Below are 14,606 nucleotides of genomic sequence, written 5' to 3' on the forward strand. Positions count from 1 at the left end.
CCTTTATTCAGATGCTTCAAATGAAAAAAACCATACATCTAATTCATTTCCATACTCGTCAGCTGCTTTCTGCGTAGTCTTAGTTAAGACTAATTTATCGCAGCCATACGCCGCTAACATTTCCTTTGTTATCATACCTGTTCTTTCTGTATCTATTCCTGTATTATTTACTGGAGTAACCAATCCCGCAGCTGCAAGACGCCCTTTAATCCATCTCCCCATTATAAGCTCATTTCCTACTGCACTGAACTGTTTATTACCATCACTTGTGGTATGAACTTTAAACCAATAACCATCATCAGTTATCACAAAAAAAGGAGTATTCTTTTCTGGATATCCTTCCATTCTTGTAATCTCTTTGCTCACAGTTAATTGTGTTTCAAACCAATCTCTCGATTTACGCAAATTTCTTGGAGCCGCATAGCAAACATTAAGATTCGACTTAGTGTAATGTTTACCATCATCCATATGCCGCTCTGCACTGGCTGGAACTTTAAGAGGCAGCGTAAACGAAATATTAGTTTTATGTATTTTATACAAATCTATTTCCTTTTGTGGTATTTGCTCTACAGATTCAATGCTATTCAAAGAGGTATTTTCTTCTCTAATTATTGGGACATCTATTTCTTGAATGTTTGCAGAACAAACAGGAGATTTTAACCTTTCAAGTAATAATGCAAGCTCTCTGCACTCTTCTGCATCTTCAGTTATAATAGATGATTCATACTGCCTTCTATTATTGGCCTCCAATTTTAAAACACCTAAATTGGCAGAACCTATAACAGCAGAAAATACTTCGTTATTCTTGAAAAAGCAGAAGATTTTCCCATGATACTTAAACGTATTGATCATGCGTACTTCGCCAATATTCTTTTCTTTCCATCTATTATCACATTTTATTGCAGTATGATATGTACCCTCCGGCATACCCTCAACATAATACATGCCAATATTTAAACAGATATTTGATATTTGATGCATATCAACTAAACTATCTAATTCCTCTAAAGAGGCCTTTGATACATAACCAACTGCTATTTCTATTTTATCTGCATTTTCTATTTGTCTCTTTATGCATTCTTCAATTGTTTCTTGGCCTCTTTTTAATCCCAAAGGCAGTATATTACTATACAAAATTTTCATCTTCAACCTCACCAAACTTTTACTAATTGACAGAAATGAAATTATAGTTTTTTTATTACCCAAAACCAAAATAATGCCGCATAAGTTGGCATAACTTCTCAAAGCATAACCTCGAAAGCCGTATAAAATGGGGATTTCCTCATATGTCGGTTTTTCATAGCACTACTTTTCAACAGGTGGTTTTGTACAGTTGAGCACCATTTGGGCACCACAAGCCTTTCTTTCCAGTTGGTAAAAGGGCACATATGCGGAACAATAGAAATTCTTTTTTAAGGGTACAGATACAGTTGCCTTATCGGTCATCTTCTGACCGCTGGAACAGGGATACACATTCCATTTTGGGCAGTCTAAATATCGGCATCAAGGTTCACAATAGGGTCGCCCTATATTCATAGCTCCGTAAGGAGCGTAGCCGCCCTGTCAAGGGCGTTCACAGGGGATTGGGGGCCCGACCACCAACAAGCAGATTTTCTCAATTTGAGTGGTACACAAATTGGGAAAATCGTATGAGTGTGTACACTCATACCCTGCTTGCCACTATTGAAAACGGCAAAATGCAACGTGCGTATTATACCAATAAGGCATTCTAAGTGAAACGCTTATATTCTCCTGAATTTAACTCGTAAGACGGATGGTATAGCCCTGTTGGTTCATAAAAATTCGCACCAATAAATCGAAATCCCAGCTTCTCTAAAAGTTTTTTTGACGCTGTATTTTGTGGGTGATGTCCTGCAAATAGCTTGGTCGCATTTAGAATCTCAAAGCTATCATTGATTACCGTGTTGGCGGCTTCGGACGCATACCCCTTTCCCCAAAATTGTTTGCACAGATGAAATCCAATTTCATAAGTATGTATTTCGGTTTTAAAAGGCCGCATACCGCAACAGCCAATTAACTCATTTGTAGCGAGTTCAAATATAGGCCAGTATTGTATATGATATAGTTTTTCATTCTGAATTTCTATCTCCAAACGCTTTATTACGTCCTGTTTAGTAAACTTCCCTGTGGCGCAGATAAAACGTGTAACGTCCGCTTCACCCCATAACTGATTTGCCAATTCTATATCGTTTTTATTCCACACTGAAAAACCAACCCGTTGTGTTCTAAGGAAATATTCCCGCATCATCTAGCACCTCCTTATAATCCATGCTATTTATTACGCCTTATTTGCCAAAGGCGCATGAACGCCTTACCACTTGTTTCATTCTACGATTTCAATACGATTCTGTCAAATGTAGAGATATCGTTTCAAAACTTCTCGCAAGCTGTTATTTTATTTGGGCACCAATTGGGCACCATTTTACTATCTTGTTCGTATGTCTATATTCCAGAAAATCCTGTATTCATGCGCATTTCTGGTTTAATTGATAACTAAAATATACTGAGATCATTACTATTTTTATTATACCACTTTCTTGCATTAATTTTAAATACCAAATATTAATTATATAGTATGTATTGTTATAAAAACTCACCTTATAAATCTTATAATTTAATTATATTTTTCATTTTTTTAAATCACAGCTCCTGTCTCCCAATTTATACACTCTATTTTAATATCCAGCCAAGTTGTCAGACCTTTTACATTTCTGATATATTGCTTTCCGCATTCACTATTGGACCAATTACTTCTTATTATTATTTTTACAATCTTACTAATTTGGCAGTAATCTATTTTAATTTGTTCAAGAATCTGTTGAGCATCTGATTCATTTCCACGCTTTACAGGCTCTAACGAGTCTGCCAGGCATAATAAAAAAAACAGAGGATTTTTTTCATATGATATTTTTCTATTTTTTTTATATAAAAGAGAATTTAATCCAAAATTAATATAAAACCTTTTACTTGATATATCCGAAGCATACCATATATTATGAGAAGCAATACAGTCACTTATATAACGAAAAATTTTAAACTGTTCTACGCAAAAATGCAAATTATTAAATACAAAATTATTAAAATCAACAGGTTCCTGACATTGTTTAAACTTACTGCAGTAATTTTTAACCAATCCATTATACAGTTTATCTGCTCCGATTATGCCATGATCAATACAGTTAAAACGATATAATCTGTATTGAAAATATTGATTTTTTATTTCTTTTGTATAGATACTAGATCTAACCTTTAACCCATTTGTATATTCTATATATTCACTAAGCCCTAATTGTTTTCTTGTATACTGATTTCCACCATTCATCATTAACATTCGAGTTGTCTCACATGTATCATATCCTGTAATATCAAACCCCATAAATTTATAAAAAAGATCTCTGTTAGGTCTAAACAATCCAAATCTTTTAAGTTCGCAATTAGCAGACTTAATATTATTTTCCAAGTAGTTTAAGTAATACCTGCACCAGCTATCAAGTTCTATCTCACTAATTTGTTTAACTTCATATTCATAACCATAGTCATGGGCTAAACAAACAATATACCACAAATAAGAAAAATCGTAATTTGCTCCATACTCAGACTTTATTTCAAGCTTCTCTCCAATTGCTCTATATAATAATAATCCTAAAAAATACACATAGATTGAATGAGTGCTTCGTCTTTTAACCTCTGTATCCATCCAATCCATTTCAATTGCTATTTCTTTACCTCCTGCCTTAAAAAAATCCTTAATAAAATTAATAGATGCCTGATTATTACCAAATGGATTTCCAAAACTAATGTTATAGTAATTCCATAAATCCGACCCTTCATTAAAACAGTTCTTACACTCATCCCATAATGTCTGCATATTCTATACCCCTTTACATTTTTTATTATAATTTATTAATCTTTATTTTTACAACTTATCTATTTTCATTCCTGCATGCTCTTCATCAATGCCTCTATCTACTACATGATCTCTAAACATCAAGCACGCTCTAACTTCTTGGTCTTCAGTATCAGCTTATCTTCATTCCTCCAATAAAAGCACCTCAGGAGCCACTTTTACAGATTTTCTATTTCCTCTTCTGAAATTTTTCCTCCTGTTCTACCATGATTAAACAAATCGCTTTATCTGTATAATCCACTTATCACCTCACACAACCCTCACAATCTGCTCATACAACACTGCAAACCTCTTCCCCACATTCCGATTCTCATGATAATGTCCAAAAAACCATTTTCCAAACTTACACCGCCCCATTATCATCTCAAAATACTCTGTCAGTTCATCCTTCTCACATCTGTCACCACAGACCTCCCGTTGAATCGAGGATGCACAGCAATGACTTACAATAATATCCACGTTCCAGCCGCACCGATTCATACTTTGAACTCCTTCCTCGAATTCATTTTTATCCGGCATCTCCTCCTTCCACCAGGACAGGTGGTTAATGCGATACGGTTCCCAGCCGTGATCCAGTTCCTTTTTCTTCCGTTTAAACTCCGGATCATTGAGTTCTAAAATGCCGCCAGAGATATCATGGCTCCTGGCGCCTCCGAATGTAAAGAAACGCAGCCCTTCAATTTCAAATATTTGCCCCCGCATCAGATGTATGATATCAGGTGCAATAAACTGCACGTTTCCACCCTTCCACTGTTCCACCGGATAAGTCTCTAAAAGATCATAATTTTCATGGTTCCCATCCACCCACAGGGTTGTAAACGATTTGTGAGACAGCCACTTTCTCCAGTATTTCTGTTCCCCCGATTCATCCCAGAATCCAAAATCAACGCAGATAATCACAAAATCATCTTTCGTCATTGCCTTCTGCTCAGGAAAGATATCCGCACGAAAACGGCGGTAATCACCATGACAGTCTCCAGTTACATATATCATCCCCGTTTTTCCCTCCCATCTCTGCTTTATATTCTTCCCATTTGTACTCACCAGTCATCCTTATGTGATTCCTTCCAATCTGCATCAATCCTATGTCAAAACCACTTTTCCAAACTCCTCAGCCGTAAATAAATTTTTATTAATCCAATCGTATCACACTTGCCTCCAACGGTCAATTTCACAGTTCTCGCTCCTATATTGCCCGCTTCATACCGCTGCATCCAAGTTACCAAATCCATTCAGACAGAAAAAAGACACCCCTATCTTTCATACACCGAAAGAATCAGAATGTCTTGTATGCCTTCCTTCAATTAAACACAAACAAATTAGCAGATTTGTTCGAACCTAAACCTCATCAATCCTCCCATCCATATAAGAAACCTGTACCTTCCCATACTCCGCCGCCACCTTTGGCGGATTATCCAGAAACAGACTGTCCGGCACTTCCACAAATTTCGCGGTTCCATCCAGTATACCCTCAAAACAATTTACAGCGTCCTCCAGCGCATCCGCGTACAAAGTCTGTCCAAAGCCTCTGAAATCATGGTGGGCATTGTAGAAATGCTCATACTTCCCCTTCATGGAGATCAGGCGCTCAAGTCCTGCCTTGGCTGTTCGGATCTCATCTCGTGGATCTTGTCCAAATCCACGGCCCATAAGAAGATTACAGTTGCACGCATCCCCCAGCAACAGCGTCTTCGTCAGGTCATCAATAAAAACCATCTCTCCTGCCGTATGGCCTGGGCAGTGATAAGCAGTCACCCTGCGTCCGCCGAGATCAAACACCTGGCCATCAGTCATTTCATTTAGCTTTGGCATCTTCTCCCACGGCCGGATATCCGTCTCCACATCATAATCGTAATTCTTATTCTCTCTCCGCCTGATCGTTCCCGCATAATCCTTTCGAAACTCCACACTCGGCGCCGCCTGGCCGCTCCAGTCCATATCGGCTACATGAATCCACACCTCATCAAAGAATCCGGCTCCGCCTGTATGATCCCCATGATTGTGAGTCAGTACCACATCATACGGTTTATCCGTGATTTTCTCTTCAATTATCCACTTCAGGTCCCCAATTCCAGTCCCTGTATCCACAACGAGAGCCCTCTTTTCCCCCACAATAACAAATACACTCACACAGTCAAACTCGTCGATCTCGTAAATCCCATCCTCTATCTCATAAAATGGAAGCTTTCTGCTTAACATATAAAACCACCCCTTTCCTTCACACCCTTCTCTCACGCCTTTTTCTTACTCTTTGCCTCATAACAGTCAATCGCCACTGCCAGCAGAAGTATAATTCCCTTTACCACACTCTGGAAATTAGAATTAACACCCATCAGTACCAGCCCGTTATCCAGCACACCGATAATAATAACACCAATGACCGCTCCTGATATTTTACCCTCGCCGCCTGCAATACTGATTCCGCCCAGACAGGCTGCGGTCATACAGTCAAATGGATAGGAGCTTCCGGCTCCGGGCTGTGAAGCATTGGTTCTGGCTACCATAATAAGTGCCGCAATACTTGCCGCAAATCCTGCAAACGCATATACCATAATAGTCAGCTTATCCACATTAATCCCCGCCAGTCTGGCCGCCTCTTTATTCCCTCCCAGTGCGTAGATCATACGGCCCAGATACGTCTTATTCATCACAATCCAGCCAAAAAGAATAAACAGCACAAATATGATAACAGGAATTGGAATCGGCCCTATATATCCCTGGCCCAGCATCAAAAACGGCTTCGGCATACCGGTAATCGGATAGCCGCCCGTGATCAGATAGGCAACCCCCTGCAGAATCAGCATCGTGGAAAGCGTAACAATAATTGGCATAATTTTTAACTTAATGGCTACAATTCCATTAACCGTACCAAACGCAATTCCAGTCAGTATCCCGATCAGCGCTGTCACCGGAATCGGCAGTTTTAATTTAACCAACAGAAACCCTACTACCATCCCCACGACTGCCATCTGTCCGCCAACCGATAAATCCATTCCACCGCCGATCATAACCATGGTGACGCCAATTACCACGATTCCAAACATGGATACCTGACGCAGAATATTAATTAAATTGGACGCTGACAGAAAATTGGGAGCTGCCACAGAAAAGAAGGCGCATACCACCACCAAAAAGATATAGATGCCGTATTTCTTATATAAATCTATCCAGCTTGTCTTAGTTTTTTCCATTTTCTTCTCCTCCTGAAGCTAAATCCAATATATAATTCTGGTCAAATTTCTCTTTCGGCAATTCACCCGTCTTACGGCCCTCGTAGATGACCACGATCCGGTCGGACATACCGAGAAGCTCCGGCATATCGGAAGATACCATAATGATAGAGTGTCCGGCTTCCGCCAGCTCGTTCATCAGCTTGTAAATCTCATGCTTGGCTCCCACGTCGATTCCCCTCGTCGGTTCATCGAAAATAATAATCTTACTGCCCCCTGCCAGTGTCTTCGCAATAACCACCTTCTGCTGGTTTCCTCCCGATAAGTTGCCGACCAGCTGATCCAGATTTGGAGTCTTGATCTTGAATTTATCCTGATATTCCTCCGCTGCCTTAGCCTCACGCTTCTTATCTATAAAAAGGCCATTGGAATACCCCTTTAAATTGTTGGCCACCGTATTCCATTTGATTGACATTCTTAAAAATACGCCGTGATTCTTCCGGTCCTCTGGGATATAACCGATTCCACACCGTATCGCATCCTGGCAGGATTTTATCTTTTCTTCCTTTCCATTGACAATGATACGGCCCTCCTCTTTCGGATTTGCCCCGTAGATGACTCTCATAAGCTCCGTCCGCCCTGCACCTACCAGACCGGCAAACCCCAGAATTTCCCCTCTCCTAAGGCTAAAGGATATATCTGTGTCCCCGTTTCCGGTCAAATGCTCCACCCGCAGTACTTCTTCCCCAATTTCACATTTCTTATCAGGATAACTCTCGTTCAGCTCCCTGCCTGCCATCATGGAAATCAGCTGCTTCCTGTCGATCCCCGCGATGTCCTTTGTATCCACAAAACAGCCATCCCTCATGACCGTGACACGATCCGCGATCTCAAAGAGTTCTTCCAGCCGGTGAGAGATGTAAATAACGGTAACTCCCTGGCTCTTTAAGTCCTTAATGATGCGGAACAGCGTCTCCACCTCGCTGACTGTAAGAGGCGCTGTGGGTTCGTCCATAATCAGAATCTTTACCTGTTTGCTGACGGCCTTCGCGATCTCCACCAGCTGCTGGTGGGCCGGGGACAGATTTTTCACCGGTTTTGAGACATCAATGTCCACATTTAACCGGTCAAACAGTTCCCTGGCCCTCTTCTCCCTATCTTTAATATCTACGAATAATCCCGGCTTTGTCTTCTCACCGAGAAATACGTTCTCCGCCGCGCTGATTCCTGGAACCAGTGTGAATTCCTGGTAGATAACCTCGATTCCCTGCTCCTTTGCAAGCTTTGGAGTCATGGAAGCAAACTCTTTTCCGCATACACAGACACTTCCCTCATCCGGGGTGATGGCCCCCGACAGGGTCTTGATCAGCGTGGATTTTCCTGCTCCATTTTCTCCGATCAGAGCATGAACCTCGCCCTCTCTTACATCCATGGAAAAATGGTTAATCGCAATCACACCAGGATAAGTCTTTACGATGTTTCTGACGCTTAATATAGTATTCTCCGGCATTTGACCACTCCTCTCTTCCTCTGCCACAATCGCTCTTTCAGTAATTACAAAGGAGTTCCGTTTCCAGAACTCCTTACGTCTCCTACTCCGCTGTGTAAAATTCTGAAACGTTGGAAGAAGTGATCTGCTGTGTTGGGAAATCAATAGGATCAGGGAATGTCTCGCCTGCCAGCAGCTTCTCGCTGTATTCAGCCATGATCGGCCCCATTTCCTCGAATTTAATGGTTCCATGCATCGGATCGTTTTCTGCAATTCCCTTTAACGCCTGATTTGTTCCATCACAGGAGAAAATACCGAAGTTGTCCCCGCTCTTACCAGCTGCTTTAGCAGCCTCCGAGGACTCCACCGCCGCCGCGTCGCCATAGGCAGCGATACAGTTGAGTTCCGGATATTTCTGAAGCATGGTCTCCGTCGTCGTGGTGCCGGAGCCAACCACGTCTTTTCCGATGTCAACAACCTCCAGAATCTCTGCATCGGGGGCGGCGGCCTTTAGCCCGTCCTGAATCCCGTTTCCGCGATTCTGCATATCCGTGTTCTGGAAGGTGGTATAAACGACTACTTTTCCTTTTCCATCCAGTGTGCTGTTGATCCATTCCCCAGCCATAGTTCCGATCTCTTTGCCGATCGTATATTGGTCCGTATTCAAACAAACGTCAAATACTTCCGTCTGCACACCGCATTCAATGATTTTTACTCCGGCCTCCTGTGCCTTTCTTAAAGCATCGTCACACGATTCATCGGATACCATGGCGACAATCACATCACACTTTCCGGTGACCATATTTTCAATAGAAGTAACTGCTGTCGCAGAATCATTGTCAAAGCTGACCGCTACATAGTCCCAGCCTCTGGCCTCGCATTCCTTCTTTAAACCGTCGTCTATGTTAATAAAAAATTCGGTCTGAAGAGTTGGCGCCAGAAGACCAATTTTAGCCTTCTCTGACACGGCCTTTGAGCCTTCACTTTCCATGCCATTCGCTCCGCTCGTTCCCGCATCGGTCGTCTTTGCCGCGGTGGTTGTCTCCGCTTTTCCCTCAACCGGTGAATTCATGGTACAGCCGCTGAGCGCTGCCGTTAAAAGCATGGTACCACAAAGTAATGCTGCTAACTGTTTTTTCATTTTTGCTTCCTCCCTGAGATTTTTGATGTCTTAATGATACCCTGCCGTACCCAAACTCTCAATGAGGGGATTTTCAGATTTAAGGGGACTATTTTCAGTTGTTTGCAGTTTTTACTACCAATAGAATAGAAATGATGATAATCAGGCCCTCCAGAATCGTCTCAAAGCTGCTCTGGATTCCCAGAATCACGATAATATGCATGAACATGACGGCGCTCAGAGTTCCCAACCACGCACCAAATACCTTTCCTCTGCCATTTAAAAAGCTGATTCCTCCCATACAGGCTGCCGCGATGACCGGATAGAGATAATGACTGCCGTTAGATGAGCTGCCCGATGAAGTGATAAACAGCAGAATCATAGCCGCAATTCCATAAAAAACCGAGGCCGCCATACTGATTATCATCCGGATAGCCGTATGATTCAGTCCGCTCTCCCTGACAGCTGCCGGATTTTCTCCCAGCATCCGAAGATATTTTCCATAATAGGTCCGTTTGAGAAAAAAACACAAAAAAAGACTGGAAACCGCGGACAGAACAGAGAGAGACAGCCAGAAGGCATGGCTCGCATACACATCCTTTCGGTTGAAAATAACCATGTGGTCACCGGTAAACAGACCTGATAAATTACTCACTATGATCTGAAGTGCCAGGGTGATGATGACCGGATTGACGCGCAGACCGGCTACCAGAAATCCTTTTAAAGCTCCCAGTCCCAGATGGAACACGAGCACCGCAGCCATCGCCGGCGCGAGAGGCATCCCTGTGCGCAGCAAACAGGCACCGATACAGGTCGATGCCGATATTTCAGCGGCAAATGACAAATCCAGCACGCCGCTTATCATCTGAATCATAAGGCCAAATGTCATGAAAATCATGGTCAAAAGCTGCCGTGTGACGGACCAGTACACATTACTGGACATACCGGCCGCCCACATAATAAAAAACACGGCCCATACCACGATATTCAGAACATTCACCCGTATAACCTTTCGTATCTTCATACCTTATCCACCGTCCATACTCTGTCGGAAAATCCGGAACAGAATGCCGCCTCATTTTCCAGCAGTATCACGGCAGTCCCCCTCTCCGCCACCTCGATCAGCCGCTTTTTAATCCAGTCCCGCTCCCATAGATCCGCTGCCGTAATACAGTTATGAACGATCAAAACACGCGGATTAAAAAGCTTCCACCGGTAAAAAACCAGCTTCCACCCATTTTTTTCAAGATCAATATCATCTAAGGCTTCTCCATCCTCAAACAGAAAGTTATCTCTTAAGATATACGAGGAAGCTTTGCGGTAAAATCCCAGCCTGCCGCTGATCTTCCGGTAAGAAGGCATCAGGATGTTGTCCTCTTTGGTCAGATTTCTCATTACTCCCATGCGGGATATCTCACAGCTTATCATTCCCACTCTGTTTTTGACCAGATCAGCCATTGTACGGGACGAAACCTTTTTTCCGTCAATAATGAACTCCAAACCGCTGTCTGAAGACCGCTGGCACTGATCCCAAAGGTTGTCTATAGGCGCGGCCTCACGGGAAACCAATACAATCTCTCCCTTACAGGCCTCTATGGAAACCGTGCGTTCTCCTGCCTTCAATCCGTTAATACGTATGGAAGCTACACCTTTCGTCTTCTCCTTCTGGCTTCCCTCCCCGGCATTTGTTCCGCGGAGAATGATATCCGATGCCTGCGGAAACTGCTCTGGATCGTAAATCTTCTTTGTGATCTTCCTGTGTTTGAAAATAACAAGGCGGTCTGCCACACAGTAAAACGCCTCGGGATTATTATCTGAAATCAGAATTCCGATGCCTTCCTTCTTAAGTCTTTCAATCAGAGAAGTGAGACGCACCATCTCTTTTTGGGAAAATGCCCCCGACGTATCGGAAAGCACAAGCAGCCTCCCCCCCTGAGACACGCTTCTGATTATTCCGATGATAATCTTATCTGCATTGCTTAAGGTCTCCGGAGCCGCGTCCGGATCAAGCTCTATATTATATTTTTCAAAATAGTATTCCGTCTGGCTTCGGATCGCACACTCATTGATTACAACCTTTTTTAAGCTGTTCCTTCTGAGGAGAAAGATATTTTCACCAATATTTAAAGTATTCATATACGGTGTAATCCTGCTGATCACAAATACCTTATTTTTCTCCAGTGTTTTCCGGTCTGCCTGGTTCAGTTCCGTTCCCTTAATCCTAATGCTTCCGGAAATCTGTTTTCCCAATCCCTGCAAAAACTCCACAAGGACTTCCTTCTGATGCACCGCACTGACAAGGCAGAAGCACTCTGATTCCCGCAGGATCAAATCCACATCATACAGCCTGTTACTGCTGTCTGCCCCCTCGACAGTCACTTTTTTTAATAACAACAGTTCTCTCTTCATATCAAAGACTTATCCGTCATAATCGGCAGAATGATTTCCACATCCGTGCCTATTCCTTTCGTACTGTATAGATTCAGCCCATAATCCTCCCCGAAAATCAGCTTAATTCTCTGGCTGACATTGGTAAGCGCGATTCCATTGCCCCGTTCTCCCGGAGATTTACCCTCCTGATCCGTTTCTTTCCTGGAGTTTTTAAGTGAATCCCGCATCCGCTCCAGTTCCTCTCTCCCGATTCCCACTCCATCATCCGATACAATAATAATCACATTCTTTTCCGTCATCTCTACCCGGATCGTAACCTTTCCCTTATCCGGTTTCGTCTCCAGCCCATGGAAAATAGCATTCTCCACAATCGGCTGCAGGGACAGTTTGGGAATCAGGCAGGAATATGCCTCTCTGTCCTCCGGCGCGGCCAAAATCTCAAAAGAGAATTTATCATCAAACCGATAGCTCTGAATCAAAAAATAGTTTTCGATATTATTGAATTCCTCCCGGAGTGTCACAATATTCTCCTTCTTGCTGATACTATAGCGGAAAAAGGATGCCAGTGCCTTGGCCATTCTGGCAATACTGTCACAGTCATAGAGAAGTGCCTCACTCCGGATGCACTCCAGCGTATTATACAAAAAATGGGGGTTGATCTGACTCTGGAGCGCGGAAAGCTTAGCCTGCTTGTCCACCATGCGGACCGAATATTCATCCTGAAGTTTTTCCTCCAGCTCAGACAACTGGCGTTCCCGTTCAGCTTCCACCTTTTTTATCCTGTTTTTTAAATAAAGGCAGTACAGCCCCAGCAGCATACAGGCTGCTGACGCCAGCACTGCCGTCGTCACGGCAATCTTCATCCTGCTTCTCCATCTCTTAATAATAAAGCTTACGGTATTCCATAGGCTTGATTCCGACTGTCTTCACAAACTGCTGGCTGAAAAATTTTGAATCCTTATAACCCACGGCCTCCGCCACCTCGTAAACAGGCATATTCGTATCCCTAAGAAGCTTTTTAGCCTCCTCCATCCGGACATCCGTCACATAGGCGGTAAATGTCTTTCCCGTCTCTTTCTTAAACAGTTCGGAGAAGTAATTCATATTGAACCCACCCTGCTCTGCAATTTCTTCCAGAGAAAGCTTCTGGCTGTAATTCTTTTTGATATACTCTGCCGCGGTTAAGACTGGTCTCCGCTCTTTCTCACGGCTTGCCTCCACGCACGCCATAAGATCGGCGGTTATCTGTTCTGCCACATATTCCGTTAAGGCCGGTACAGAATCACAGTTTTCAGCGCCCTCTTTCCAACGTTCCTTCAGTTCCCCATTATCTGCCGGACTTTTAAATGGATTAAGCTCCAGATAGCACTGAAACAGGAGCCCCGCCAGTTGATAATACTCACTTGCAAACGCCCTGCGCTTTCTGGCCTCGTGGAACGCCAGCCCGATCATATACTTCACCTCGTCGTATCTTGCGGTTTCCACGGCTCCGGCCAGCTTCTCCTCCAGCTCTCCGCAGATCTCCTCCGCACAGACTGTGGAATCCCGTTCTATGGACCGCTCGTCAATCTGTCTCCCGGCTCCGCCCAGAATCCGGCACGCCACGGCTTCCCTGGCTGTCTCCACTGCCACGTGAAGTCTGCCGAAATCCCCACATTCCATGCTCAGTCCCATCGTCAGCTCGTAGTGTTCAAATCCGCTTAAGTAGTCCATCTGTGACTGAAACAGTCTGTCAATCCGCTGTTCCACCTCGTCTCTGCATTCAGCCGTATAATTGATGACAGCCGTAACGGCAGAATTTTTCTGATAGGTAATGGCAATATCGCGGACACACCCCTGAAACGCCTGTTCCACCAGTACTCCCGTCTTTTTTAAGATCAGGTTTATCTGCTGCTCATTCTTCTCCACACGGTTGTCGCCGTCCAGTTTACAGCAGATAACCCGAAACAGACCGTCCCCGAAATTCAGGCCGTAATTCTTATTGACCTCCTCCAGATTCATCTCCCCGTCCCCGGATATGGAATTTAAAAACTCTCTGTGAAGGATATAACGGCTGTCGTGAAGTTTTTTTACCATCGTATCCACGCTGCGGCTCTCTTTCTCCCTGTTTGTCTCCGTGTCCGCAATCTTCTTCAAGATCTGGTTCAGCTCCACCTCGTCAATCGGCTTCAAAAGATAGTCTTCCACACCATATTTTATAGCCTGCTGAGCGTATTCGAAGTATTTATATCCGCTGATTACAATAAAATGGACACTGCGTCCCTCATCAATCACCTTCTTTATCAGTTCCAGGCCGCTTAAAACCGGCATACGGATATCCGTAATCACAATATCCGGGGCACACTCACATATCTTCTCATATGCGGTCATCCCATCCTGCACAAGCCCGGCAAACTCCAGATTCAGCTTATCCCAATCAATTAACTTTTTAACTAAAAAGCCTACCTTATATTCATCGTCTGCAATTAATACTTTAAGCATGTATTTCTTCATCCCCCGTATCTCTCA

General features: G+C 43.4%; 12 protein-coding genes. All 12 read right to left on the reverse strand.

Going from position 1 to position 14,606, the window contains the following annotated elements; translation table 11 throughout:
• Positions 1-3: 3 nt before the first annotated feature.
• The 12 genes from H8S75_RS16935 to H8S75_RS16990 all read right to left on the reverse strand — a co-directional run bounded on the left by H8S75_RS16935 (position 4) and on the right by H8S75_RS16990 (position 14,579).
• Positions 4-1,143, reverse strand: coding sequence for a restriction endonuclease PLD domain-containing protein (locus tag H8S75_RS16935; protein ID WP_187022652.1), 1,140 nt, complete (start codon positions 1,141-1,143; stop codon positions 4-6).
• 586 nt (positions 1,144-1,729) lie between these two features.
• Positions 1,730-2,269, reverse strand: a complete 540-nt coding sequence (locus H8S75_RS16940) for a GNAT family N-acetyltransferase (RefSeq protein WP_349768937.1) — start codon at positions 2,267-2,269, stop codon at positions 1,730-1,732.
• A 387-nt stretch (positions 2,270-2,656) separates the two neighbouring features.
• Complete coding sequence (locus H8S75_RS16945; protein ID WP_187022653.1) at positions 2,657-3,889, reverse strand: hypothetical protein; 1,233 nt, start codon at positions 3,887-3,889, stop codon at positions 2,657-2,659.
• Positions 3,890-4,177: 288 nt separating this feature from the next.
• Positions 4,178-4,921 carry a metallophosphoesterase family protein gene (locus H8S75_RS16950; protein WP_187022654.1) on the reverse strand — a complete coding sequence of 248 codons (744 nt, stop codon included), beginning with the start codon at positions 4,919-4,921 and terminating at the stop codon, positions 4,178-4,180.
• A 345-nt stretch (positions 4,922-5,266) separates the two neighbouring features.
• Positions 5,267-6,127 (reverse strand): MBL fold metallo-hydrolase, encoded by an 861-nt coding sequence (locus H8S75_RS16955; RefSeq protein ID WP_187022655.1) that lies wholly within the window; start codon positions 6,125-6,127, stop codon positions 5,267-5,269.
• Positions 6,128-6,159: 32 nt separating this feature from the next.
• Positions 6,160-7,119: an ABC transporter permease gene (locus H8S75_RS16960; protein ID WP_187022656.1), complete on the reverse strand. Its 960-nt coding sequence runs from the start codon at positions 7,117-7,119 to the stop codon at positions 6,160-6,162.
• Positions 7,106-8,608, reverse strand: a complete 1,503-nt coding sequence (locus H8S75_RS16965) for a sugar ABC transporter ATP-binding protein (RefSeq protein WP_187022657.1) — start codon at positions 8,606-8,608, stop codon at positions 7,106-7,108. Before H8S75_RS16965 ends, H8S75_RS16960 begins: the two co-directional genes overlap by 14 nt.
• 82 nt (positions 8,609-8,690) lie before the next feature.
• Positions 8,691-9,728, reverse strand: coding sequence for a sugar ABC transporter substrate-binding protein (locus H8S75_RS16970; protein ID WP_187022658.1), 1,038 nt, complete (start codon positions 9,726-9,728; stop codon positions 8,691-8,693).
• A gap of 94 nt (positions 9,729-9,822) precedes the next feature.
• Positions 9,823-10,731 (reverse strand): ABC transporter permease subunit, encoded by a 909-nt coding sequence (locus H8S75_RS16975; RefSeq protein ID WP_187022659.1) that lies wholly within the window; start codon positions 10,729-10,731, stop codon positions 9,823-9,825.
• Positions 10,728-12,101: a sugar ABC transporter ATP-binding protein gene (locus H8S75_RS16980; protein WP_243270300.1), complete on the reverse strand. Its 1,374-nt coding sequence runs from the start codon at positions 12,099-12,101 to the stop codon at positions 10,728-10,730. The genes H8S75_RS16975 and H8S75_RS16980 overlap by 4 nt, the downstream gene beginning before the upstream one ends.
• An 11-nt stretch (positions 12,102-12,112) precedes the next feature.
• Positions 12,113-12,961, reverse strand: a complete 849-nt coding sequence (locus H8S75_RS16985) for a sensor histidine kinase (protein WP_187022661.1) — start codon at positions 12,959-12,961, stop codon at positions 12,113-12,115.
• Between the two features lie 16 nt (positions 12,962-12,977).
• Positions 12,978-14,579: a response regulator transcription factor gene (locus H8S75_RS16990; RefSeq protein WP_243270301.1), complete on the reverse strand. Its 1,602-nt coding sequence runs from the start codon at positions 14,577-14,579 to the stop codon at positions 12,978-12,980.
• Positions 14,580-14,606 lie beyond the last annotated feature (27 nt).

Source organism: Hungatella hominis, assembly GCF_014288005.1.
Lineage (GTDB): Bacteria > Bacillota > Clostridia > Lachnospirales > Lachnospiraceae > Hungatella > Hungatella effluvii.

What these genes read in the sequence shown, in the direction of transcription:
- H8S75_RS16955 (WP_187022655.1), bottom strand. Translation starts at nt 6,127, where the DNA reads ATGTTAAGCAGAAAGCTTCCATTTTATGAGATAGAGGATGGGATTTAC.
- H8S75_RS16935 (WP_187022652.1), bottom strand. Translation starts at nt 1,143, where the DNA reads ATGAAAATTTTGTATAGTAATATACTGCCTTTGGGATTAAAAAGAGGC.
- H8S75_RS16940 (WP_349768937.1), bottom strand. Translation starts at nt 2,269, where the DNA reads ATGATGCGGGAATATTTCCTTAGAACACAACGGGTTGGTTTTTCAGTG.
- H8S75_RS16945 (WP_187022653.1), bottom strand. Translation starts at nt 3,889, where the DNA reads ATGCAGACATTATGGGATGAGTGTAAGAACTGTTTTAATGAAGGGTCG.
- H8S75_RS16990 (WP_243270301.1), bottom strand. Translation starts at nt 14,579, where the DNA reads ATGCTTAAAGTATTAATTGCAGACGATGAATATAAGGTAGGCTTTTTA.
- H8S75_RS16965 (WP_187022657.1), bottom strand. Translation starts at nt 8,608, where the DNA reads ATGCCGGAGAATACTATATTAAGCGTCAGAAACATCGTAAAGACTTAT.
- H8S75_RS16975 (WP_187022659.1), bottom strand. Translation starts at nt 10,731, where the DNA reads ATGAAGATACGAAAGGTTATACGGGTGAATGTTCTGAATATCGTGGTA.
- H8S75_RS16970 (WP_187022658.1), bottom strand. Translation starts at nt 9,728, where the DNA reads ATGAAAAAACAGTTAGCAGCATTACTTTGTGGTACCATGCTTTTAACG.
- H8S75_RS16960 (WP_187022656.1), bottom strand. Translation starts at nt 7,119, where the DNA reads ATGGAAAAAACTAAGACAAGCTGGATAGATTTATATAAGAAATACGGC.
- H8S75_RS16985 (WP_187022661.1), bottom strand. Translation starts at nt 12,961, where the DNA reads ATGAAGATTGCCGTGACGACGGCAGTGCTGGCGTCAGCAGCCTGTATG.
- H8S75_RS16950 (WP_187022654.1), bottom strand. Translation starts at nt 4,921, where the DNA reads ATGATATATGTAACTGGAGACTGTCATGGTGATTACCGCCGTTTTCGT.